Genomic DNA, 22,001 nt, shown 5'->3' with positions numbered 1-22,001 from the left:
CTCCTAGTTCAGGATTGGACAACCGATTGGACAACCAATCATCCCATGATTCTATGATGGTCCCATGGCCCAAGACGAGACCCGAGCCCTGAGCCCCTTCCCCGCAGCCCCAGCAGCCTCCGTACCACAGGAGGAGCCAAGCTCGCGGTCGGTCTGGGTGACCCGGCTCGTGATCCTCGGACTCGTCCTGGCGGCGCTCAATCTCCGCCCGGCCATCACCAGCCTCGGTCCGCTCCTCGAAGAGGTCCGCACCGACCTCGGCATGAGCGGCAGCGTGGCCGGCCTCCTGACCTCCGTACCGCCGCTCTGCTTCGCCGTCTTCGGCCTCACCGCACCCCGGCTCGCCCGCCGCTTCGGCCCCGGCGCGATCGTCTGCGCGGGCATGGCGGCCATCGCGCTCGGCCTGCTCATCCGCCCCTACCTGGGCGGCACGGCCGGATTCCTCGCGGCCAGCGCGCTCGCGCTCATGGGCATCGCCGTGAGCAACATCCTGATGCCGGTCATCGTCAAGCGCTGGTTCCCCGACCGCGTCGGCCAGATGACCGGCCTCTACTCGATGGCCCTCGCACTCGGCACCGCGCTCGCCGCGGCCGCCACGGTCCCCATGACGCACGCGCTGGGCGGCAGTTGGCAGACCGGCCTCGCGGTGTGGGGCACCCTGGCCGCCGTCGCCGTACTGCCGTGGCTGGTCCTGACCCGCCACCCCAGCACCCGGTCGCCCAAGAAGCACACCCCCGCCGCCCAGGAGCAGGGGAGCGGCGCCCCGGCCCCCACCTTCAGCATCACCCGCAGCCGTACGGCCTGGGCGCTCGCCTGCTTCTTCGGCCTCCAGGCCACCGCGGCGTACATCACCATGGGCTGGATGCCGCAGATCTTCCGCGACGCGGGAGTCTCCGCCGGCACGGCCGGTGTGCTGCTCGCCGTGACCATGGCGATGGGCATACCGCTCGCGTTCGTCATCCCGCGCGTCGCCTCCCGCATGCGTAGCCAGGGCCCGATCGTCGTCGTCCTCGGCCTATGCGGCCTCATGGGTTACGCCGGCCTTTACGTCGCCCCCGCCTCCGGCGCCTGGGCGTGGGCCCTGCTGCTCGGCGTCTCCAACTGCGCCTTCCCGCTGGCCCTGACCATGATCGGCATGCGGGCCAGGAGCGGCGCGGGCGTCGTCCGCCTCTCCGCGTTCGCCCAGAGCACCGGCTACCTGTTCTCGATCCCGGGGCCGCTGCTGGTCGGCGTGCTCTACCAGCACAGCGGCAGCTGGGGCCTGCCGATCGGCCTCATGGCGGGCCTGATGGTGCCGCAGATCGTGGTCGGCGTGCTGGCCGGGCGCAACCGCACGATCGAGGACGAGCTGCGCTGACCCGGCCGGAGCCGGGCGTACAAAGGGTGCGAGACTGGCCGTATGCCTGTACTCGACCCCAATCCCCAGAACGGCCAGAAGAAGCTGCTGCTCGTGCTCGGCTCGATGATGGCCATCACGGTCATCATCTCGATCATCGCGACGCTGGCCTCCCCGTAAGCGGCGATGGTGGGGCTGGCCCCACCATCCCCTAGGGGGCCAGGGTCAGGGTGAAGTGGGTGGGTCACCGGATGGGTTCCCGCGCGCGCACTCCGTAGGTTCGACGTACATCAGTCGAACAGTAAAACGGAGGCGGTCATGGCGGCCCGCGCGCACCCCCGGACCCACACCCCGGTTGCCGGGCCCTCCGGCGTCGGCATCCGCCTCCCGTGGTGGGCCGTCGCACTCCCCGCCCTCGCTTTCGCCGTCCTGCTGCTCCTGATCGCGGGGCCGGGCGAGGCGCACGCGGCGACCGGCGATCCGACGGTCGCGTACCTCGTGGAACGCATCCAGCAGGCCCTGTCCCACTAGGTCCCGCTGGTCGCCGGAACCCCATTCACCCGTGCTGGGGGAGCCCGCCAACACCCTGCGCCCCGTGGCGCGATTCGTGCGAAGCTGGGATGCATGAGCGTCGATACACCCCGCAGGATCGTCCTACTCCGGCATGCGAAGGCCGACTGGCCGCAAGTGTCCGACCACGATCGGCCGCTCGCCGACCGCGGCCGCAAGGACGCCCCGGTTGCCGGCCACCGGCTGGCGGACACGGGCATCACCTTCGACCTGGCTCTTTGCTCGACCGCGGCCAGGACCCGCGAGACCTGGAAGCTGGCCGTGCACGAACTGCCGCAGCGTCCCAAGACCGTCTACGAGGAGCGGCTGTACGAAGCCACTCTCGGTGACCTCCTCGCGCTCCTGAACGAGACCCCGGACGAGGTGAACGACCTCCTCGTCATCGGACACAACCCCAGCATTCACGCGGCCGCCGACGCGCTCTCGGGCAGCAGCGAGGGTGACGCGATGGCCCGGATGACCAAGAGCGGCTTCCCGACCGCGTCGTTCGCGATCGTCGGCTTCAACGGCTCCTGGAAGTCCGTGGAGCACGGCGTGGGCAAGCTGGTCGACTACTGGGCCCCACACGACTGAGTACGTACGAAAAAGGCCCCGGTGCGATCCGCACCGGGGCCCAGACGTACTCACGCACTCACGCACTCACTCTGTGAGCCCGTCGGCAGCCTCGACCTCTTCCCGGGTGATGCCGAGCAGATACAGCACGGTGTCCAGGAACGGCACATTCACGGCGGTGTCGGCGGCCTCGCGCACGACGGGCTTGGCGTTGAAGGCGACACCGAGGCCGGCCGTGTTCAGCATGTCGAGATCATTGGCGCCGTCGCCGATCGCGACGGTCTGGGCGAGCGGTACGCCCGCCTCGGCGGCGAAGCGGCGCAGCAGCCGGGCCTTGCCCGCACGGTCCACGACCTCGCCGATGACGCGGCCGGTGAGCTTTCCGTCGACGATCTCCAGCGTATTGGCGGACGCGAAGTCCAGCCCGAGCCGCTCCTTCAGGTCGTCCGTGACTTGCGTGAACCCGCCGGAGACGACGCCCACTTGGTAGCCGAGCCGCTTGAGTGTACGGATCAGAGTGCGCGCCCCGGGCGTGAGCCGCACCTCCTCCCGGACCTTGTCCACGACATCGGCGTCGAGCCCGGCGAGCAGCGCGACGCGCGCGTGCAGCGACTGCTCGAAGTCCAGCTCGCCGCGCATCGCCTGGGCTGTCACCTCGGCGACCTTGTCCTCGCAGCCGGCGTGCGCGGCGAAGAGCTCGATGACCTCGTCCTGGATGAGCGTGGAATCGACGTCCATCACAACAAGGCGCTGGGCGCGCCGGTGCAGCCCCGCCGACACCACGGCCACATCGATCCCGAGCTCGGCCGCCTCCAGCGCGAGCGCGGTGCGCAGGGGCTCGGTCTCCGTACCGGATACGGCGAACTCCACTGCGGTGACCGGGTACTTGGCCAGCCGGAAGATGCGGTCGATGTTGCCGCCGGTCGAGGTGATCGTGGCCGCTATGGCGGCGGTCGACTGCGCGGTGAGGGGGTGCCCGAGCACGGTCACGTGCGAACGCCCACTGCCGCGCGGCCGGTTGTCGCCCGTACCCGAGATGATCTCGGCCTGGAGCCGGAGGGAGTCGGCCCAGCTGTGCACGGTGGCACGCAGCTCACCGGCGGTGCTCACGGTGGGCTCGGTGACGAGGGCGCACAGGACGATGCGGCCACGGGTGACGACCTGCTCGATGTCGACGACGTCGACGGAGTAGGCGGCAAGCGTGTCGAAGAGCCCGGCGGTGATGCCGGGGCGGTCCTTCCCGAAGATCTTGACGAGAAGGGTGGGGGCAGCGTCAGGGGACTGACTGGGCTGACTGGGCTGAGAAGCGCTCATGATGCCTCTACCGTATCGGGCCCCCTGCCCCCGCTCACCTCCTGTCCCGAGGACCGGACACGCCACCGGCTCCCCCGCCGTTCCCGATCCCACCTCACCCGGCAAATCCAGCCCCTCCGGCGCTTGAGGAGCGGGGTCTGGGGCGGAGCCCCAGGTGCCCACCCCCTGGCCACTTCGGCCCCTCCGGCATTTGAGAAGCGGGGTCTGGGGCGGAGCCCCGTTGCCACCCCCTGGCCACTTCAGCCCGTCCGGCGTTTGAGGACCGGGGTCTGGGGCAGCGCCCCAGTTCGGGAAGGGGCGGGTAGGGGAAAGCCCCGCAGGGACGGTCACCCCCGCCAGCTCGGCGGCCCCGGCGGCGGAGGCCCCTCCTCCGGAGGAGCGGGCGCAGGCCCCGGCCGCGCCCGAGGCCCCGGCGGCGGAACCACCGGCCCCACCACAGTCGGCGCCCCATGCACATCCTCCGGCGCCCGCAGATAAGGATTCGTATCCCGGTGCGACGGCCGATACGCGGGGGACGGCCGATACGGCCCCGGCACATAAGCCAGATCCGGATACGTCCTCCCACCCGCACCACCCACCCCACCACCCCCCACAGCGAGCGCAGCCACCCGACTCCCCGCCGCCCCAAACGCACACGCCAGCAGCGCCCCCAAGCCCCCCGCCCCCGCCCCCCACGCCGCACCCAGCAGTAACGCCATCGGCACGCTCCCGTGCAGCTCGATCCCCGCGCCGAACGCGTCGAACCCCAGCACCGACAGCGACGCATCAGCCGATACGTCGGTCAGCCACACCAGCAGCGGCAGCGCGACCCCCGTCGCCACCCCCAGCCGCACCGCGCACCGCCCCGCGAACCCCAGCACCGAAAGGGGCGCGCCGCGCCCCCGAGGCGTCCGCGCCGCCGTGAGCACCCCGGCGTACAGCATCATCACCGCGACCGCGACGCCCAGCAGCCACACCCGCCCGTCCAGCCCCGCCAGCCTCCCCAGCGTCACCGGCTCCGCGGCGTTCACCCGCAACAGCTCATCCAGCGGATCCGGCAGCACCTTCGCCAGCCCGCCCGTCGCCCGCCCGTCCCACGGCACGAGCAGCCCGAGCGGGATCCCCAGCCACACCCCGTTGGGTGCGCCGAGCAGCGCCGCACCAGCGATCCGCTTCGGATGGTCGCCCCCGAGGTCCCCGACCTCCCCGACCTCCCCGGCCGCCGCGTACGCCGCCGCGGCGAACCCCGCGAGAACCGCGACCACGAGCACCGTGACCAGAGCGGACACGGCCGGCCGTACGACCCGGTGCACCGCGTCCCACCCGCGCGGCAGCGGCGTACGACGCGACGCGAGCAGCGCGACGACCAGTACCCCGAGCACCCAGCACGCCGCGCCCACCAGCGACTCGCCGGTGTTGACGCTGAAGCCGACCGACGCCTTCGCGCCCGCGAGGTCGGCCAGCCGGTCGGGCAGCAGCCCGCCGATGTCCCCGAGCCCGTCGGGCAGCAGCTCGCCGATCCCACCGGGAGCGTCACTGCCCGGCACCTCGCCGAGCCCGGACCCCGCCCCGGCTCCGAGCGCATCCCCGTCGATGGTGATGACGTCGTGCCCCGCCCAGGCGAGCCCGCCCATCGTGGCGACGAACAACACCGCCACCGCTCCCGCCCTGGCGGCCAGTTCGCCCCCGGAGATCACTTTCCCCGCGCCACGCAAGGACCGCAGGAAGAAGAACGACAGGAGGAGCGCACCGGCCAGCCCCACTCCAAGTGGCGTGATGTCGACGGCGGTCGTCGCCTCCGCGCCGTCGAGACCGAACGCCGAGACATCGCCGGACGGACTGACCGAACCACCCGCCCCCAGCACCACAACAGCCGCCGTCATCGGCCCCAGCGACCCCGCCGAATCCGCCCCCAGCAGATGAAGCCCGAGCGAAGCCACGCCGGCCATGCCCACCAACGCCCAGCTCACCGCGGCAACAGAGGCGAGCAGTACATCGCCCCACCGCACGCCGCCATTGCCGCTCGCACTCATCAGGGCCCCCCGATCCGTGCTGAACTGTCCTAAGTTGTTCTATTCGCACATGATCCGTACGTACTCATGCGTGCTTACCACTCTCCGGAGGTATTTCTCCCGCGTCAACGGGCAGCCCCTGCGCGGTCTTCACAGGGCTCGACTTTCTAATTCGGGACTGGGCCTGAAATAGTTCCTCCCGATGTTCAGCATCCCTAGACTCCCTGCGACGGGGGTAACTCGGGGGACAACTAGTGGGGCGCGGAGTGCCGGAACTCGTACTGGAATTGAATGGAAGGACCTGGACGCTCGATCCGTCCCGGTCGTACACCCTCGGGCGTGATCCGCAGGGTGATCTGGTGATCGACGACGCCAGGGTCTCGTGGCGGCATGCCACCGTCAGCTGGGGCGGCCGCAGTTGGGTCATCGAGGACCACGGCAGCACCAACGGCACGTACGTGCAGGGCCAGCGGATCCACCAGATGGAGATCGGCCCCGGCTCCGCCGTGCACCTGGGCAACGCCACCGACGGCCCGCGGCTGAGCCTGTCCGGCGCGGGGGTGCCCAGCGGGCAGGGCGCCATGACTGCCCACCAGCAGGCACCGCATCAGCAGGCGCCTCAGCCACAGCAGCCGGCACCGCACCAGCAGGGCGCGCCCGGCTGGGCAGCCCAGGCACCGCACCAGCCGCAGGACGCGGCGCAAAAGCAACAAAACCACCAGCAGCCGCACCAGCCCCAACAGCCCCAGCAGGCATGGCAGCCGGCGCCCCACCAGCCGCAGGTGCCCCACCAGCAAGGAGGCCAGGGCGGCGCCCCGGCCGGCGGTGTCGCGGGGGCTCCGCCGGTGTACGGCGACCGCAGCCCGACGACGTTCCACCACGTGGCCATGGGCCGCGTGATGCGGATCGGCCGTGCGCTGGAGAACGAGCTGGTCGTCTCCGACCTCCAGGTCTCCCGCCTCCACGCCGAGTTCACCGCCACCCCCGACGGCCGGTTCCAGATCCGCGACCTCGGCAGCCACAACGGCACGTACGTCAACGGCCAGCCCATCCCCAAGTCCGGCACCGCGCTGCTGGGCCCGGCCGACATCGTCGGCGTAGGCCACTCCACCTTCCGCCTGGTCGGCGACCGGCTCGAAGAGTTCGTCGACACCGGCGAGGTCTCCTTCTCCGCCCGCCACCTCACGGTCACGGTCGACGGCGGCAAGCAGATCCTCAAGGACGTCTCCTTCGGCGTACCGGAGAAGTCGCTCATCGCGGTCATCGGCCCGTCCGGCTCCGGCAAGTCCACCCTGCTCAAGGCGCTCACCGGCTACCGGCCCGCCAACCAGGGCGACGTTCTCTACGACAACCGCAATCTCTACAAGCAGTTCGCCGAGCTCCGCCAGCGCATCGGTCTGGTCCCGCAGGACGACATCCTGCACAAGGAACTGACCGTCAAGAAGGCCCTCAAGTACGCCGCCAAGCTCCGCTTCCCCGCGGACACCACGGAGGCCGAGCGCGAGCAGCGCATCAACGAGGTCCTCGGCGAGCTCAAGCTGGACATCCACAAGGAGAAGAAGGTCACCTCCCTCTCCGGTGGCCAGCGCAAGCGCGTCTCGGTGGCCCTGGAGCTGCTGACCAAGCCGTCGCTGATCTTCCTCGACGAGCCGACCTCCGGCCTCGACCCGGGCATGGACCGCGACGTCATGCAGCTGCTGCGCGGCCTCGCCGACGACGGCCGTACGGTCCTCGTCGTCACGCACTCCGTGGCCGAGCTGGCGATCTGCGACAAGCTCCTCGTCATGGCACCCGGCGGTTCCGTCGCCTACTTCGGCCCGCCCGAGGAGGCCCTCAACTTCTTCGGCTACAGCACCTGGGCCGACGTCTTCTCCGCCTTCGAGAACTACCGCGACTACGACTGGGCGGGCCGCTGGCGCGGCTCCCAGCACTACCAGATGTACGCCGCGGACATCGACGCCGTCGCCGCGCAGCCCGTACACATGCCGCCCGCGCAGCAGATGCGCCCGCCCAAGCCGCAGAGCTGGGGCTCCCAGCTGTGGACCCTGATCCGCCGCTATGTGTCGGTCATCGTGTCCGACAAGGGCTTCATCGGCCTCATGCTGATCCTCCCCGCCGTCCTCGGCATCGTCAGCACCGTCATCCCGGCGGACAGCGGCCTGGGCTTCGGCCCCGAGAAGAACCGCCTCGTCAACAAGGACGTCGGCACGATCCTGCTGATCCTCGCGGTCGGCGCGTGCTTCTCCGGCGCCGCCAACTCCGTGCGTGAGCTGATCAAGGAACGGGTCATCTACGAGCGCGAAAGGGCCACCGGCCTGTCCCGCTCGGCGTACCTCATGTCCAAGGTCATCGTCCTCGGGTTCATCACCGCCCTCCAGGGCGTGATCATCGCGGCGATCGGTTTCGGCGCCCGCTCGAAGCTGCCGACCGAGGGCGTGATCTTCGAGGAGTATCCGGTTGTCGAGATGACGATCGTCATCAGCGCGCTCGGATTCACCTCGATGATGTTCGGCCTGATCATCTCCGCCCTGGTGAAGACCGCGGAGAAGACCATGCCGCTGCTGGTCATGTTCGCGATCATCCAGGTCGTTTTCACCGGAGTCCTCTTCCAGCTCCACGACAGCCCCGGCATCGAGCAGGTCGCCTGGCTGATGCCGTCACGCTGGGCCGTCGCGGCGCTCGGCACCACGGCGCAGCTCAACGTCACCATGCCGTGGGACCCGCTCAACCTCGACGGGCTGTGGGACCACAGCGCCGGCCAGTGGGTGCTCGACATGGGCGTACTGCTCGGCATCGGCGTCCTCTGCGGCCTCCTGGTGGTGCGCCTGCTGCGCCGCCACGAGCCGGAAGTCATGCGCAAGTAACGGCGCCGGGCACCGGGCACCGGACACGCCGAAGGGCGGCACCCCACGGGGGTGCCGCCCTTTCGCGCACTCTCGGACGTCAGGCTCAGTAGGCGCTGTTGACGTTGTCCATGGAGCCGTAGCGGTCGGCCGCGTAGTTGCAGGCGGCGACGATGTTGGCGACCGGGTCGTACTGGTCGTGCTTCGTGCCGGGGACGTGGTACGCGTCGAAGGTCGGCTTGATGACCTGGAGCAGCCCCTTGGACGGGATGCCGTTGATGGCGTTGATGTCCCAGTTGTTGATCGCGCGCGGGTCACCGGCGGACTCGCGGATGATGTTGCGGTGGATGCCCTCGTACGAGCCGGGGATGTTGTGCTTCTTCATGATGGACATCGCCTCACGGATCCAGCCGTCGAGGTTGTTCGCGAAGACCGGCTTGCGCGCGGCGGCGCGGCTCGCGGCCGCACGCTCGTCGGCGCGCTTCTTGGCCTCGGCCTTGGCCTTCGCGTCGGCTGCGGCCTTCGCCTTGGCGGCAGCCTCGGCCTTGGCGTCTGCCTTCGCCCGAGCCTCGGCCACAGCCTTGGCCACCTTGTCGGCGCCGACCTGCTGCTGCGTGATGCTCGTGTGCACTGTCTTGGCCTGGGCGCTGTCGGCGGCCGCGGCCCACGCCACCGGGGCGACGGCGTCGACAGCGTGCGTGTCGGCCTCGGCCGACGCGTTGCTGGGGACGAGCGAGAACGTGAGGGCGGCGGCGCCGAGAGCGGCGACACCAGCGATCGAGAACTTGTGGTTCTTGTTCAGGCGGCTATAGCCAGGGGTGCGAGACGCGGACATGCAGACGTACCTCTTCGAATAGCGGAAGCCGCGGAGTCCGCGACGGCAGCCATTGTTAGCGTCCGCAAAATCCTGTGGCAAAGGTGTGACGTACGATCCCCGGTAGTGGACGTATGCCCTCGCACAAGTGCCGGGCGCGGGGCGATACCCAGCCCATACGGCCCTTATTCATCAACTACGGCCCTTCGTAAGTGACGTGTGTCCTATGCGCGGGCTCACATCGGGCACGTAACAAACTCACCAATAGTTGCTCCTGCGATGCTCAGAGTGAGCGCCCTTTTCCGGTCTGCTCCGGCAGGAGGAGGTGTACGTCGCCGAACTCGTGCCAGAGGTAGCGATGCCTCAGTGCCTCGGCGTATCCGCGGCGCAGAGCGGCCCGCCCGGCGACCGCCTCCAGCATCAGCAGATGCGACGCCTGCGGCTCGTGCAGCCCGGTCAGCAGCCCGTCCACGACGCGTACGCCGCGCTCCGGCGTGACCACGAGCCCGGTCCACCCCGCCGCCTCCCGCACCACCCCGTCGGGCCCGGCCGCCGACTCCAGCGCCCGCACCGCCGTCGTCCCGACGGCGACGATGCGCCCGCCGCCCGCGCGCGCCGCGTTCACGAGCCAGGCCGTGGCGGCCGGCACCTGGAAGCGCTCCGGGTACGGCGGCTCGTGCGCCTCGGCCGAAGCGACCCCTGTATGAAGGGTGAGCGGCGCGAACTGCACACCCCGGCTCACCAGCTCCGCCACCATCGCCGCCGTGAAGGGCCGCCCGGCACTCGGCATCTCCGCCGAGCCACCGCCGTCGGCGGACGGCAGGGCGAAGACCGTCTGGTACGCCGCCAGCGGCTGGTCCCGCTCCGTATACCCGTACCGGATGGGCCGCCCGTACCGCTCCAGCAGGCCCGGCACATCCCTTACAGACACCCGCGCCCACCACAACCGCTCCCCGCCCGCCCCGACGGGCTCCTCCAGCACCAGCCACCCACCCCCGGCCAGCCGCACCACGGTTCCGGCGGGCCCGCCGCGACGGGGCAGGGTGGCCCCCGTCTCCAGAGGACTACGCAGCTCTACGGCCCAGCGCAGGTCGTCCCCAAGGCTGGAGAAGTGCACCACCACCCGCTCGCCGGCCCCACGGCCGGCGGCCGCCGCCTCCACCCGTCCGTCCACCGCCGCCGGCAGCGTGGCGGACGTGTTCACCACCAGCACGTCTCCGGCCCGCAGCAGCCCCGCCAGCTCCCGGAAGGCGTGGTGCGAGACCTCCGTACCCCGCGAAACGAGCAGCCGCACATCGTCACGCCCCGCACCACGCTCCTCAGCGGGCACCCGCGCAGCCAGCTCCCCCGGCACCCCCAACCCGCAAAACACCCCCGCCACCCCATCCACGTCAGCCACCACCTGCCCCAACCCGGCACTCGCACTGACCGCCTCCGCACCGCCCCGCAGGTCCAGCCCGGGCCCTGGCCCACCTGCTCCGGCCTCCGCCGCCCCGGCCCGTGCACTGTCCGCCGACGCCCATGCGTCGCCCTCCACCGCCGCCGTGGCGTCCGCGTCGGGCATGGCCTGTCCCGGCAGGGCGCTCGCATTGACCGTCTCCTGGCCGGCCTGTGGGGCCAGCCCCCGTCCTGGCCCGCTTGCTCCGTCATCCACGGCCCAGCGGTTAGCGCCCAGCGTCGCCCGCCCTGATCCGGCGCTCGCACTGTCCGCCGACGCCCATGCGTCGCCCTCCACCGCCGCCGTGGCGTCCGCGTCGGGCATGGCCCGTCCCGCCGAGGAACTCGCACTGACCGCCTCCGCGCCGCCCCGCGGGTCCAGCCCGGGCTCTGGCCGGCCTGCTCCGGCTTCCGCCGCCCCGGCGTTCGCGCGGTCCGGCCCCGAGACCTCTATTCGGCGGCTTCGCTCCGCCGCCCCGGCGTCCGGCCGGCGAGTGGTCGCGTCCCTCACCGGTCCTCCTCCCGCTCCAGCAGCGCCGACGCCACATAGCGCCCGCTCGCGGGCCGTGGCCGCTCGTCGAGCAGCCGCAGAAACGCCGGAACCACAGAAGCCGGCTCCGGCCGCCGCGCGTCGTCGTCCGGTACCGCCGCCGCGTACAGATCGGTCCGCATGTCGCCCGGGTCGACCGCCCACACCCGCAGGCCCGGCTCCTCCGCCGCCAGCACCGCCGACAGGTGGTCGAGGGCCGCCTTCGAAGCCCCGTACCCGCCCCACGTCTCGTACGCCTCCACCGCCGCGTCCGAACTCACCGAGACGACCGCGCCGCCACGGCCGCCGCCATCCCCCGGTACGCCGCCCCCGGCCGCCCGCAGCAGCGGCAGTGCTTCCCGTACGAGACCGAGCGCGGCCACCACGTTCGTCTCCAGCGCCGCCCGCAGCCCCTCCAGCGGCAGCTCCTCCAGCCGTACGAGCGGCTCCGCACCCAGCGCGCTCGCGTTGTTCACCAGCAGATCCAGTCCGCCGAGCCCCCGCGCGGCGGCCACCAGCTCCGCCCGGTGCGCGGCGTCGGTGACATCACCGGCCACGGCCACCACACGCGTCCCGTACTTACGCGCTTCCCGCGCCGCGTCCTCCAGTACGGGACCGGTCCTGGCATCCAGCACCAGGTCCCAGCCCCGCTCCGCGAGCGCCGTCGCCAGCGCCCGCCCCAGCCCCTTCGAAGCCCCCGTGATGATCGCAACCGGCATGCCAACCGTCCCCTTCACGTCTACGTCGCACGACACCGCCTCGGTGCCTCCAACGTAGGAACCCGCCCCCGCCCCGCGCCTCAGCCGCGCGTCCCCCCCGCACCAGGGCACTTCGGCCTACGCCCACCGCACCAGGCACTTTCGACCTAGGCCCTGCGCCCTAAGCAGTGGCCGCCCCCGGCCCGATACGCGGCCCCACACCCGCCGGTACCGTGACCACATGAGCAATCCCCAAGCTCTCAACTGCGTTCGAGCAGGGGAGACGCCATCTCAGCGCTCCGGCCTGACGGCCGTCAGCACCGCGCTGCTCGCCATGAGCCGGCACCTGGAAGTGCGCGACGTCCTCAAGACGATCGTCGCCTCCGCCCGCGAGCTGCTCGACGCCGAGTACGCCGCACTGGGCGTCCCCGACGACCACGGCGGCTTCGCCCAGTTCGTGGTCGACGGCGTCAGCGACGAACAGTGGAAGGCCATCGGCCCGCTGCCCCGCCAGCACGGCATCCTCGCCGCGATGCTGCACGGCGCCGAGACCGAGCGCCTCGCCGACGTACGCAAGGACCCGCGCTTCGAGGGCTGGCCCTCCGCGCACCCCGAGATGTCCGACTTCCTGGGCCTGCCCATCCGCGACGGCGACGACGTCATCGGCGCGCTCTTCCTCGCCAACAAGCGCTGCCCCAAGCCCGACGGAGCCTGCGGTTTCACCGAGGAGGACGAGGAACTTCTCGGCATGCTCGCCCAGCACGCCGCGATCGCCCTCACCAACGCCCGCCTGTACGAGCGCAGCCGCGAGCTCACCATCGCCGAGGAACGCTCCCGCCTGGCGCACGAGCTCCACGACGCCGTGAGCCAGAAACTCTTCTCCCTGCGCCTCACCGCCCAGGCCGCCGCCGCCCTCGTCGACCGCGACCCGGCCCGCGCCAAGGGTGAGCTCCAGCAGGTGGCCGCACTGGCCGCCGAGGCGGCCGACGAACTGCGCGCCGCAGTCGTCGAGCTCCGCCCCGCCGCCCTCGACGAGGACGGCCTGATCGCCACCCTGCGCACCCAGATCCAGGTCATGGACCGCGCCCACACGGCCAGGGTCACCTTCCACAGCCTGGGTGTACGGGCACTGCCCGCCGCCCAGGAGGAAGCCCTCCTGCGGGTCGCCCAGGAGGCACTGCACAACGCGCTGCGCCACTCCGGCGCGGCCCACGTCGACGTCGTACTGGAAAAGAGCGGCCAGGGCGCCCGCCTGAAGGTCAGGGACGACGGCAGCGGCTTCGACCCGAAGACCGTGCGCCGAGCGGGCCGCCACCTCGGCCTGGTCTCGATGCGCGACCGCGCCGGCGGGGCGGGCGGCACACTCACCGTGGATTCGGCGCCCGGCAAGGGCACCACGATCGAGATGGAGGTCCCCGGTGGCTGAAGCGGCCGCACGACCGGCGAAAAACCGCATCCGCGTACTGCTCGTCGACGATCACCAGGTCGTACGCCGGGGCCTGCGCACCTTCCTGGAGATCCAGGACGACATCGAGGTCGTCGGCGAGGCCGGCGACGGCGCCGAGGGCGTGGCCCGCGCCGAGGAGCTCCGCCCCGACGTCGTACTCATGGACATCAAGATGCCGGGCACAGACGGCATCGACGCACTGCGCAAACTCCGCGAACTGGCCAACCCCGCCAAGGTCTTGATCGTCACCAGCTTCACCGAGCAGCGCACGGTGGTCCCCGCCCTGCGCGCCGGTGCCTCGGGTTACGTCTACAAGGACGTGGACCCGGACGCCCTGGCCGGCGCCATCCGCTCCGTACACGCGGGCCACGTCCTCCTCCAGCCCGAGGTGGCGGACGCCCTGCTCTCCCAGGAGGAAACGAACAGCGGCACGGGCCGGGGGAGCACGCTCACCGACCGGGAGCGGGAAGTGCTGACGCTGATCGCCGACGGCCGCTCCAACCGGGAGATCGCCCGCGCCCTGGTCCTCTCCGAGAAGACCGTCAAGACGCATGTTTCGAACATCCTGATGAAGCTGGATCTCTCCGACCGCACCCAGGCGGCGCTGTGGGCCGTCCGACATGGGATTACGGGTTAATCGGACGGTCTACGTCCGGTCCGAGATTCATACCGTCGGGTGTATGTCCCCCACATGGCGCATCCTGATCGACGCCGGGGCGTTCTTCATGGCGTGCTGCGGCGGCTGGCCGCAGCGACGTCTAGGAGGATCCTGAAGTGAAGAACCTGAAGAAGGCCGCTGCCGTCACCATGGTCGCGGGTGGCCTCATCGCCGCCGGAGCCGGTGTTGCCTCCGCCACCGACAGCGGTGCGCAGGCCCAGGGCAAGGCCGTCCACTCGCCGGGCGTCGGTTCCGGCAACCTGGTCCAGGTCCCGGTCCACGTCCCGGTGAACGCCTCCGGCAACAGCGTCAACGTCATCGGCGTCCTCAACCCGGCCTTCGGGAACCACGCCGTCAACCACTGACGACCCCCCGGTCGAGCGGTGACCACCGGCCCCCAGGCGCCCAGCGCCTGGGGGCCGGTCGCGTACTGCTTCAAGCGGGGGCCCTCACCGCTCCCGCTCCCGCTCCTCCACCCACGCGTTGTACGCCGCCACCTGCGCCCGCCGGGCCACCCGCTCCACCGGCCGCAGCGCCTCCCCCCGAGCCGCCATCTCGGACGCACTCACCGCGCCCCCGTGCCCGTTCTCGTACGCCAGCGAGATGAGCAGCCCCACCCGCTGCGCCAGCTCCAACACCCGTACCGCACGCGGCGGATACCCGGGCGCCAGCACCTCGCGCCCCGCCTCGGCCCGCGCCCGGTACGCGTCCAGCGCCGCCTCCGCCACCGGACCCGACCCGGCCACGTCCAGCCGCGACAGCACCGCCGTCGCATCCCGAAGCCCCTCCGCGAGCTCCCGCTCCGCCTCCCCGAGCGAGGGCACGTCGGCGGGCGGCGCCTCCCGTACGGCCAGGCAGTGCCACGTCACCTCGACCCGCACATCCCCGGCCGGCCCCACCTCGTACATCTCCGGCACCAACCCCACCGCCGCCCCCGAGCAGACCACTGCCTCCTCCGCCTCCAGCGCCCGGGCGTTGAACTCCGGCGGCCCGCTGAGCCCCAGCGGATGCCCGGGCGCGGGCAGCGCGACCCGGAAGCCGGTCACGCCCAGCGCACGAAGCCGCCCCAGGGCCAGCGTGAGCCCGACCGGCCCCGCCTCCCCGGGGACACCTTCCACCCGGTGCACCGCGTCCTCCCCGACAATGGCGAGCGCGACATCATCCGGCGAAGCAAGTCCGGCCAAAAGGGCATTTCCCCATGCGGCCAGTCGTCCTGAGCGAGGTTCGGAAAGCATGCCCCCAGCCTAGGCAACGGACCTACCAACCGGATCACCCGACCGGTGGCGTAGGTTTTCCCCTGGAGCTGTGCCTACAGGCACGCCCGACATTCTCGAGACTGCATGGGGAGACAACGCGCTCATGAGCGATGTACTGGAGCTGGTGGACGTATCCGTGGTCCGCGACGGACGCGCTCTGGTGGACGACGTCTCCTGGTCGGTCAAGGAGGGCGAGCGCTGGGTGATCCTGGGCCCGAACGGCGCCGGCAAGACCACCCTGCTGAATGTCGCCTCCAGCTACCTCTTCCCGTCCACCGGCAGCGCCAAGGTCCTCGGTGAGACGCTCGGCAGCCCCGGCACGGACGTATTCGAGCTCCGCCCCCGCATCGGCATGGCCGGCATCGCGATGGCCGACAAGCTGCCCAAGCGCCAGACCGTCCTCCAGACGGTGCTCACCGCCGCGTACGGCATGACCGCCACCTGGCACGAGAACTACGACGAGGTCGACGAGCAGCGCGCCCGCGCCTTCCTCGACCGCCTCGGCATGACGGACTTCCTCGACCGGAAGTTCGGCACGCTCTCCGAGGGCGAGCGCAAGCGCACGATGATCGCCCGCGCGATGATGACCGACCCCGAGCTGCTGCTCCTCGACGAGCCCGCCGCCGGTCTCGACCTCGGTGGCCGCGAAGACCTCGTCCGCCGCCTCGGCCGCCTCGCCCGTGACCCGTACGCACCCTCGATGATCATGGTTACGCACCATGTCGAGGAGATCGCCCCCGGTTTCACCCACGTCCTCATGATCCGGCAGGGCAAGGTCCTCGCCGCGGGTCCCGTGGAGACGGAACTGACCTCCCGCAACCTCTCCCTCTGCTTCGGCCTCCCGCTCGTCGTCGAGCGCAGGTCCGACCGCTGGACGGCCCAGGGCCTGCCGCTCGCCTGACAGTCCGCCCCAACGCCCGCACCACGTCCGCGCCCTGTCCGCGAAGACCACCCGCACCTACCATGACCATGTGGACATCGACGCATGGGTGTGGTGGCTGATCGGCGCTGTCGGGCTGGGAATTCCGCTCGTGGTGACCGCGATGCCCGAGTTGGGAATGCTGTCGGCGGGCGCGGTCGCCGGTGCTGTGACGGCCGGGCTGGGCGGCGGAATCGTCGCCCAGGTACTGGTCTTCGCCGCGGTCTCGGTCGCGCTGATCGCGGTTGTACGTCCGATAGCGGCCCGCCACCGCTCCGACCGGCCGGAACACCGCACCGGCGTAGACGCGCTGAGAGGCCGTCAGGCGGTAGTGCTGGAACGGGTCGACGGCAGCGGCGGCCGGATCAAACTCGCGGGCGAGGTGTGGTCCGCGCGGTCTCTCGACGCGAGCCAGAGCTTCGAACCGGGCCAGCAGGTCGACGTAATCGAGATCGACGGAGCGACAGCGGTAGTGATGTAGCCCGACGCAACCCGGCCAGGTAAGCCGAACACCCCGCACACCGACCGGCGTTCTGGGAAGATTGATCATCAGATCAAGGTCTCTCCCGAGAAGCACAACACGAAGGGCACGGAACACGCGATGTCATCCGTCATCATCGTCCTGATCATTCTGGTGGTGCTGGTCTTCATCGCCCTGATCAAGACGATCCAGGTCATCCCGCAGGCGAGTGCCGCCATCGTGGAGCGCTTCGGCCGCTACACGCGCACGCTCAACGCCGGCCTGAACATCGTCGTCCCGTTCATCGACTCGATCCGCAACCGGATCGACCTCCGCGAACAGGTCGTGCCCTTCCCGCCCCAGCCGGTGATCACCCAGGACAACCTCGTCGTCAACATCGACACCGTCATCTACTACCAGGTCACCGACGCCCGGGCCGCGACGTACGAAGTCGCCAGCTACATCCAGGCGATCGAGCAGCTCACCGTCACCACGCTGCGCAACATCATCGGTGGCATGGACCTGGAGCGGACCCTGACCTCCCGCGAGGAGATCAACGCGGCGCTGCGCGGCGTCCTCGACGAGGCCACCGGCAAGTGGGGCATCCGCGTCAACCGCGTCGAGCTCAAGGCGATCGAGCCGCCCACCTCCATCCAGGACTCGATGGAGAAGCAGATGCGCGCCGACCGCGACAAGCGCGCCGCGATCCTCACGGCCGAGGGCATCAGGCAGTCCGCGATCCTCACCGCCGAGGGCGAGAAGCAGTCCGCGATCCTGCGCGCCGAGGGTGAGGCCAAGGCGTCCGCGCTGCGCGCCGAGGGCGAGGCCCAGGCCATCCGTACGGTCTTCGAGTCCATCCACGCGGGCGACGCTGACCAGAAGCTCCTCGCGTACCAGTACCTCCAGATGCTCCCGAAGATCGCGGAGGGTGACGCCAACAAGCTCTGGATCGTGCCGAGCGAGATCGGCGACGCACTCAAGGGCCTCAGCGGCGCCTTCGGCAACTTCACGGATGGCGCCCCGGGCTTCAAGACCGGCCAGGAACGCCGCCAGGAACCCCCCATCGACTGACGCGGGCCTGTGGTCGTGCATGATCGGTGCACCAAGCACCGATCATGCACAGGAGCAGGGGCACACCGTGACCATCTGGGAGATGCTCGCCGTCTTCGCCGCGGGCGTGGGCGCCGGGACCATCAACACCATCGTCGGTTCCGGAACCCTCATCACCTTCCCGGTCCTGCTCGCCACCGGCCTGCCGCCGGTCACCGCGACCGTCTCCAACGCCCTCGGCCTGATCCCCGGCTCCATCAGCGGCGCCATCGGCTACCGCAAGGAACTCACCGGCCAGCGCCGCCGCATCCTGCGCCTGAGCGCGGCCGCCGCCGTCGGAGGCCTCTGCGGAGCCGTACTGCTCCTCGCACTCCCGCCGACCGCCTTCGAAACGATCGTGCCGGTCCTGGTCGGCCTCGCCCTCGTCCTGGTGATCCTGCAGCCCCGCATCACCAAGGCCGTCCAGCGCCGCCGCGAACGCAACGGCACCCACAGCGACGCCGACGGCGGCCCGCTCCTCATCACCGGCCTCCTCCTCGCCAGCGTGTACGGCGGCTACTTCACCGCGGCCCAGGGAATCATCTACGTCGCCCTGATGGGCATGCTGCTCACCGACACCCTGCAACGCCTGAACGCCACCAAGAACGTCCTCGCCGCCGTCGTCAACACCATCGCCGCGACGTTCTTCCTCTTCGCCGCGGAATTCGACTGGACGGCCGTAGCACTCATCTCGGTCGGCTCCACCCTCGGAGGCCAGCTCGGCGCCAAGATCGGCCGCCGACTGCCACCCGCCGCCCTACGCGCACTGATCGTGGCCGTAGGCACGGTGGCGATCGTCCAACTCCTGCTGCGCTGACACACACAAGCCCGCCCCCGAACAACGAAGGCGGGCTCTTACTGACCGCTTTACCGACTGCTAAGCGGACTGCGCCAGCCACTCCGGCAGCGCCGACCGCTCGTCCGCGCCCAGCGCCAGCAGCATCGCGTCGGCGGGTGAAGGTACGAACGGCTTGCGCAGCAGCGGCATCGCCGCCTCGTCCGGCGTACGGTCCGCTTTGCGGTGGTTGTCCTCCGCGCAGGACGCCACCGTATTCAGCCAGCCGTCCCCGCCGCCCTGAGCTTTCGGCACCACGTGGTCGACGGTCGTGGCCCGCCGCCCGCAGTACGCGCATCGGTGCTGGTCCCGTATCAGCACACCGCGCCTCGACCACGGTGCCTGTCTTCGGAAGGGCACCCGGACATAACGGCACAGCCTGATCACCTGTGGCACCGGAAGCTCCACGGCGGCCGCACGCATCAGCAGTCCGGGATGGGCCTGTTCGACGACGGCCTTGTCCGTCAGGACAAGCACCACCGCCCGGTTCAGTGTCACCGTAGACAGCGGCTCGAAGCTCGCGTTCAGTACCAGCGTGTCCCGCATCCCGCCCACCCTCCCTGCGCCGGCCCACCTCATGGCGGGCTTGGATCAACTCTGACCGGGCACACCGAGATGGACAACGCAATAAAAAGATGCCCGTCCCTGATCTCTTCCAAGACCAGGGACGGGCAAACAGAAAGTGAACGCTCAACTCGCCGCGGGAGCCTCGTATTCGGCGACCAGCTGCGCACGCCCGAGGGTGTGGAACCGGAGGTTGAATCCCACAGCGGCGGGGGAGGCGTCGGCGTCAGGACCGAGCTTCTCCGTGTCCACCGCGTACACGGTGAACACATAGCGGTGCCTCTCGCCGGCCGGCGGTGCCGCTCCGCCGAAGTCCTTCGACCCGTAGTCGTTACGGACCTGTACGGCGTCCGGCGGCAACCCCTCGAATTTCCCGCTGCCCGCCCCCGCCGGCAGCTCCGTCACCGACGCCGGAATGTCGAAGACGGTCCAGTGCCAGAACCCGCTGCCGGTCGGCGCGTCGGGATCGAAGCACGTCACGGCGAAACTCTTGGCCTCGGCGGGAAACCCTTCCCACCGCAGGTGCGGCGACGTATTGCCGGCCGCGTACACCTGAGCGTCCTTCAACACCCCACCATCAACGACATCCTCACTCACCACAGTGAACGAGGGCACGGGCGGATGGAAGTCATGGGGAAGCGGCGGCCTCTTCGCCTCTGACACGTCTGAACCTCCGATGTGAACTGTGCTGCTACCTGACGGCTCCCGAGCCTAGAGCCAGTTGCGCTGACCGCCGACCTGCGCAAGCCACTGGTTGAGGTAGGCGACCCAGTCGGTTCCCTGGAAGTCGTTCAGCCCGACCTTGAAGGCCCGGTACGAGTCGCTGCTCTCACTGAACAGCCCCGGCTTCTTGTCCATCTCCAGGACGACGTCCATCTCGCGGTCGTCCGCGACGAAGGTCAGCTCGACCTGGTTCAGCCCGCGGTACTGCTGCGGCGGCTGGAACTCGATCTCCTGGTAGAAGGGCAGCCGCTGACGCGTCCCCCGGATGTGACCGCGCTCCATGTCCGCGCTCTTGAAACGGAAGCCCAGCTGCACGAAGGCGTCCAGGATCGCCTGCTGCGCCGGCAGCGGGTGCACATTGATCGGGTCAAGATCACCCGAGTCGACGGCCCGGGCGATCTCCAGCTCGGTCGTCACGCCGATGTTCATGCCGTGCAGCTGCTGACCGGCGATGCTGGTGACCGGGGTCTCCCAGGGAATCTCCAGTCCGAACGGCACGACATGCACGGCGCCCGCCTTGACCTCGAAGGCACCACCGAGCCGCTGCTTCGTGAACTCGATGTCCTGCTTGACCTCCTGGTCACCGCCCTCGACCTCGACGCGCGCCTGCAGGCCGACGGAGAGCCCCTCGATCTGCTGATCGACCGAACCGCCCTGGATGCGCACCTCGCCCTGAACCACACCACCAGGCACGACATTCGCCTCGGTCAGCACCGTCTCCACCGACGCGCCACCGGCACCCAAGCTCGCAAGCAACTTCTTGAAGCCCATGACTTCTCCCAGATCTTTGGTTCTGACTCTGACTCTGACCAGTACAAACGCGGAAGGGCCATGCCCGGTTCCGTGGCCCTCACCCTGGCAAAGCGCACGCCTCAAGGCCACCTACCCGAACGCGCGACTTCCACTACGCTCGGAGGGCATGATCACGGACCCCGACCGTACGCCGCTCCCCAGGACGTTCTTCGACCGCCCCGTGCTGGAGGTCGCACCCGACCTACTGGGGCGCACCCTCGTACGACTGACCGACGACGGCCCGATCGAGCTCCGCATCACCGAGGTCGAGGCCTACGACGGCCCGGGCGACCCGGGATCGCACGCGTACCGCGGAAAGACCCAGCGCAACGCGTCAATGTTCGGCCCACCCGGTCACGCGTACGTCTACTTCATCTACGGCATGTGGTTCAGCCTCAACCTCGTCTGCGGCCAGGAGCACACGGCGAGTGGCGTCCTTCTGCGAGGAGGAGAGGTGACGCGCGGCCAGGACCTCGTGCGTAAACGACGACTCTCGGCCCGAAGCGACAAGGAACTGGCCAAAGGCCCGGCCCGCCTCGCCACGGGACTCGCCATCGACCGCACCCTGGACGGCACCGACCTCTGCGCCGGCCCCGAGTCCGCTCTGTCTGTACTGCACGGCGCCCCCGCCCCCGCTGACCTGGTGCGGAACGGACCACGCACGGGAGTGGGCGGCGAAGGCGCGGACCACCCCTGGCGATTCTGGATCGAAGGCGACCCGACAGTGAGCCCATTCAGGGCCCACACACCACGCCGCCGACGAACTTGACGTGGCCCCGGCGGACGCCTAATGTGGCCCGAGCCGCTTGAGACGGGCACTGCTGTCGGTAAGGCTTACGAGTCGACCGAGGCGGACCCCGAAGCGGCCAAACCACTACCTACGACTTTCCCTGACGGGTTCGATTTCGGCATGCCCGAATTCCGACTCACCGGCTCGATTATGAGCCGCAAGGGGAATCCGCTAAAGTAGTGACCACGCCGAAAGGGAAACGCGAAAGCGGAAACCTGAAAGCAGCCCCGCCGACGGGGAATCGGACACGAAAGAGTCTGATAGAGTCGGAAACACGAAATACCGAACGAAAGCCCGGAGGAAAGCCCGAGAGGGTGAGTACAAAGGAAGCGTCCGTTCCTTGAGAACTCAACAGCGTGCCAAAAGTCAACGCCAGATATGTTG

At 70.1% G+C, this 22,001-nt stretch carries 22 protein-coding genes; 13 read left to right on the top strand and 9 right to left on the bottom strand.

Annotation, left to right across the window (positions count from 1 at the left end; all coding sequences use genetic code 11):
• The first annotated feature begins 64 nt into the window (after window positions 1–64).
• The 4 genes from ABZX79_RS27305 to ABZX79_RS27290 all read left to right on the top strand — a co-directional run bounded on the left by ABZX79_RS27305 (window position 65) and on the right by ABZX79_RS27290 (window position 2,479).
• Window positions 65–1,357 carry an MFS transporter gene (locus ABZX79_RS27305; protein ID WP_355263026.1) on the top strand — a complete coding sequence of 431 codons (1,293 nt, stop codon included), beginning with the start codon at window positions 65–67 and terminating at the stop codon, window positions 1,355–1,357.
• A gap of 42 nt (window positions 1,358–1,399) precedes the next feature.
• Entirely contained in the window at window positions 1,400–1,516 is a 117-nt protein-coding gene (locus ABZX79_RS27300) for an SGM_5486 family transporter-associated protein (RefSeq protein WP_251060054.1), read from the top strand.
• 138 nt (window positions 1,517–1,654) lie between these two features.
• Complete coding sequence (locus ABZX79_RS27295) at window positions 1,655–1,867, top strand: hypothetical protein (RefSeq protein WP_355263022.1); 213 nt, start codon at window positions 1,655–1,657, stop codon at window positions 1,865–1,867.
• Window positions 1,868–1,960: 93 nt separating this feature from the next.
• Complete coding sequence (locus ABZX79_RS27290; RefSeq protein WP_355263019.1) at window positions 1,961–2,479, top strand: histidine phosphatase family protein; 519 nt, start codon at window positions 1,961–1,963, stop codon at window positions 2,477–2,479.
• Between the two features lie 66 nt (window positions 2,480–2,545).
• Here ABZX79_RS27290 and serB read toward each other — a convergent pair whose 3' ends face one another.
• Together serB and ABZX79_RS27280 are read right to left on the bottom strand one after the other, a co-directional pair.
• Window positions 2,546–3,772, bottom strand: coding sequence for a phosphoserine phosphatase SerB (serB, locus tag ABZX79_RS27285; protein ID WP_355263016.1), 1,227 nt, complete (start codon window positions 3,770–3,772; stop codon window positions 2,546–2,548).
• A 326-nt stretch (window positions 3,773–4,098) separates the two neighbouring features.
• Window positions 4,099–5,784: a streptophobe family protein gene (locus ABZX79_RS27280; RefSeq protein ID WP_355263013.1), complete on the bottom strand. Its 1,686-nt coding sequence runs from the start codon at window positions 5,782–5,784 to the stop codon at window positions 4,099–4,101.
• A 245-nt stretch (window positions 5,785–6,029) separates the two neighbouring features.
• Here ABZX79_RS27280 and ABZX79_RS27275 point away from each other — a divergent pair, with 245 nt between their 5' ends.
• Window positions 6,030–8,627 carry an FHA domain-containing protein gene (locus ABZX79_RS27275; RefSeq protein ID WP_355263010.1) on the top strand — a complete coding sequence of 866 codons (2,598 nt, stop codon included), beginning with the start codon at window positions 6,030–6,032 and terminating at the stop codon, window positions 8,625–8,627.
• 85 nt (window positions 8,628–8,712) lie between these two features.
• Here the strand turns inward: ABZX79_RS27275 and ABZX79_RS27270 are convergent, their stop codons facing one another.
• The 3 genes from ABZX79_RS27270 to ABZX79_RS27260 all read right to left on the bottom strand — a co-directional run bounded on the left by ABZX79_RS27270 (window position 8,713) and on the right by ABZX79_RS27260 (window position 12,105).
• Window positions 8,713–9,441: a transglycosylase SLT domain-containing protein gene (locus ABZX79_RS27270; protein ID WP_355263007.1), complete on the bottom strand. Its 729-nt coding sequence runs from the start codon at window positions 9,439–9,441 to the stop codon at window positions 8,713–8,715.
• A gap of 262 nt (window positions 9,442–9,703) precedes the next feature.
• On the bottom strand, window positions 9,704–10,792 hold the full coding sequence (locus ABZX79_RS27265) for an S-adenosylmethionine:tRNA ribosyltransferase-isomerase (RefSeq protein ID WP_355263301.1): 1,089 nt from the start codon (window positions 10,790–10,792) through the stop codon (window positions 9,704–9,706).
• A 572-nt stretch (window positions 10,793–11,364) separates the two neighbouring features.
• Entirely contained in the window at window positions 11,365–12,105 is a 741-nt protein-coding gene (locus ABZX79_RS27260) for an SDR family NAD(P)-dependent oxidoreductase (protein WP_355263004.1), read from the bottom strand.
• Window positions 12,106–12,325: 220 nt separating this feature from the next.
• Between ABZX79_RS27260 and ABZX79_RS27255 the strand changes: the two genes are divergently transcribed.
• The 3 genes from ABZX79_RS27255 (at window position 12,326) to chpE (ending at window position 14,554) form a co-directional block, all read left to right on the top strand.
• Window positions 12,326–13,510 carry a GAF domain-containing sensor histidine kinase gene (locus tag ABZX79_RS27255; protein ID WP_355263001.1) on the top strand — a complete coding sequence of 395 codons (1,185 nt, stop codon included), beginning with the start codon at window positions 12,326–12,328 and terminating at the stop codon, window positions 13,508–13,510.
• Window positions 13,503–14,168, top strand: coding sequence for a response regulator transcription factor (locus tag ABZX79_RS27250; RefSeq protein ID WP_355262998.1), 666 nt, complete (start codon window positions 13,503–13,505; stop codon window positions 14,166–14,168). Before ABZX79_RS27255 ends, ABZX79_RS27250 begins: the two co-directional genes overlap by 8 nt.
• A gap of 137 nt (window positions 14,169–14,305) precedes the next feature.
• Window positions 14,306–14,554, top strand: a complete 249-nt coding sequence (gene chpE, locus ABZX79_RS27245) for a chaplin ChpE (protein ID WP_355262995.1) — start codon at window positions 14,306–14,308, stop codon at window positions 14,552–14,554.
• 84 nt (window positions 14,555–14,638) lie between these two features.
• Here chpE and ABZX79_RS27240 read toward each other — a convergent pair whose 3' ends face one another.
• A complete protein-coding gene (locus ABZX79_RS27240; protein ID WP_355262992.1) occupies window positions 14,639–15,424 on the bottom strand; it encodes a hypothetical protein in 786 nt (261 codons plus the stop codon).
• Window positions 15,425–15,548: 124 nt separating this feature from the next.
• On the opposite strand from ABZX79_RS27240, the gene ABZX79_RS27235 reads away from it, so the two are divergent.
• From ABZX79_RS27235 to ABZX79_RS27220, 4 genes are all read left to right on the top strand, one after another.
• Entirely contained in the window at window positions 15,549–16,346 is a 798-nt protein-coding gene (locus tag ABZX79_RS27235; protein ID WP_355262989.1) for an ABC transporter ATP-binding protein, read from the top strand.
• Window positions 16,347–16,416: 70 nt separating this feature from the next.
• Window positions 16,417–16,845, top strand: a complete 429-nt coding sequence (locus tag ABZX79_RS27230; protein WP_355262986.1) for an NfeD family protein — start codon at window positions 16,417–16,419, stop codon at window positions 16,843–16,845.
• Window positions 16,846–16,965: 120 nt separating this feature from the next.
• Entirely contained in the window at window positions 16,966–17,895 is a 930-nt protein-coding gene (locus ABZX79_RS27225) for an SPFH domain-containing protein (protein WP_355262983.1), read from the top strand.
• Window positions 17,896–17,962: 67 nt separating this feature from the next.
• Window positions 17,963–18,730 (top strand): sulfite exporter TauE/SafE family protein, encoded by a 768-nt coding sequence (locus ABZX79_RS27220; RefSeq protein WP_355262980.1) that lies wholly within the window; start codon window positions 17,963–17,965, stop codon window positions 18,728–18,730.
• A 60-nt stretch (window positions 18,731–18,790) separates the two neighbouring features.
• Here ABZX79_RS27220 and ABZX79_RS27215 read toward each other — a convergent pair whose 3' ends face one another.
• From ABZX79_RS27215 to ABZX79_RS27205, 3 genes are all read right to left on the bottom strand, one after another.
• A complete protein-coding gene (locus ABZX79_RS27215) occupies window positions 18,791–19,294 on the bottom strand; it encodes an HNH endonuclease (protein ID WP_355262977.1) in 504 nt (167 codons plus the stop codon).
• A 144-nt stretch (window positions 19,295–19,438) separates the two neighbouring features.
• On the bottom strand, window positions 19,439–19,975 hold the full coding sequence (locus ABZX79_RS27210) for a YbhB/YbcL family Raf kinase inhibitor-like protein (protein WP_355262974.1): 537 nt from the start codon (window positions 19,973–19,975) through the stop codon (window positions 19,439–19,441).
• A gap of 48 nt (window positions 19,976–20,023) precedes the next feature.
• Window positions 20,024–20,806 (bottom strand): sporulation protein, encoded by a 783-nt coding sequence (locus ABZX79_RS27205; protein WP_214980873.1) that lies wholly within the window; start codon window positions 20,804–20,806, stop codon window positions 20,024–20,026.
• A gap of 148 nt (window positions 20,807–20,954) precedes the next feature.
• On the opposite strand from ABZX79_RS27205, the gene ABZX79_RS27200 reads away from it, so the two are divergent.
• On the top strand, window positions 20,955–21,596 hold the full coding sequence (locus ABZX79_RS27200; RefSeq protein ID WP_355262971.1) for a DNA-3-methyladenine glycosylase: 642 nt from the start codon (window positions 20,955–20,957) through the stop codon (window positions 21,594–21,596).
• Window positions 21,597–22,001: the final 405 nt, after the last annotated feature.

The sequence above is a fragment of the Streptomyces sp. NPDC002994 genome, from assembly GCF_040611155.1.
Lineage (GTDB): Bacteria > Actinomycetota > Actinomycetes > Streptomycetales > Streptomycetaceae > Streptomyces.
The sequence above is the reverse complement of the archived record's forward strand: the minus strand, read 5'-3'. Positions and strand labels throughout refer to the sequence as shown.

Bases quoted from the DNA above. Each gene is read 5' to 3' on its own strand.
- ABZX79_RS27205 (WP_214980873.1), bottom strand. From the start codon at position 20,806: ATGGGCTTCAAGAAGTTGCTTGCGAGCTTGGGTGCCGGTGGCGCGTCG.
- ABZX79_RS27255 (WP_355263001.1), top strand. From the start codon at position 12,326: ATGAGCAATCCCCAAGCTCTCAACTGCGTTCGAGCAGGGGAGACGCCA.
- ABZX79_RS27200 (WP_355262971.1), top strand. From the start codon at position 20,955: ATGATCACGGACCCCGACCGTACGCCGCTCCCCAGGACGTTCTTCGAC.
- ABZX79_RS27225 (WP_355262983.1), top strand. From the start codon at position 16,966: ATGTCATCCGTCATCATCGTCCTGATCATTCTGGTGGTGCTGGTCTTC.
- ABZX79_RS27280 (WP_355263013.1), bottom strand. From the start codon at position 5,784: ATGAGTGCGAGCGGCAATGGCGGCGTGCGGTGGGGCGATGTACTGCTC.
- ABZX79_RS27240 (WP_355262992.1), bottom strand. From the start codon at position 15,424: ATGCTTTCCGAACCTCGCTCAGGACGACTGGCCGCATGGGGAAATGCC.
- ABZX79_RS27300 (WP_251060054.1), top strand. From the start codon at position 1,400: ATGCCTGTACTCGACCCCAATCCCCAGAACGGCCAGAAGAAGCTGCTG.
- ABZX79_RS27235 (WP_355262989.1), top strand. From the start codon at position 15,549: ATGAGCGATGTACTGGAGCTGGTGGACGTATCCGTGGTCCGCGACGGA.
- ABZX79_RS27295 (WP_355263022.1), top strand. From the start codon at position 1,655: ATGGCGGCCCGCGCGCACCCCCGGACCCACACCCCGGTTGCCGGGCCC.
- ABZX79_RS27260 (WP_355263004.1), bottom strand. From the start codon at position 12,105: ATGCCGGTTGCGATCATCACGGGGGCTTCGAAGGGGCTGGGGCGGGCG.
- ABZX79_RS27290 (WP_355263019.1), top strand. From the start codon at position 1,961: ATGAGCGTCGATACACCCCGCAGGATCGTCCTACTCCGGCATGCGAAG.
- serB (WP_355263016.1), bottom strand. From the start codon at position 3,772: ATGAGCGCTTCTCAGCCCAGTCAGCCCAGTCAGTCCCCTGACGCTGCC.
- ABZX79_RS27305 (WP_355263026.1), top strand. From the start codon at position 65: ATGGCCCAAGACGAGACCCGAGCCCTGAGCCCCTTCCCCGCAGCCCCA.
- ABZX79_RS27215 (WP_355262977.1), bottom strand. From the start codon at position 19,294: ATGCGGGACACGCTGGTACTGAACGCGAGCTTCGAGCCGCTGTCTACG.
- ABZX79_RS27270 (WP_355263007.1), bottom strand. From the start codon at position 9,441: ATGTCCGCGTCTCGCACCCCTGGCTATAGCCGCCTGAACAAGAACCAC.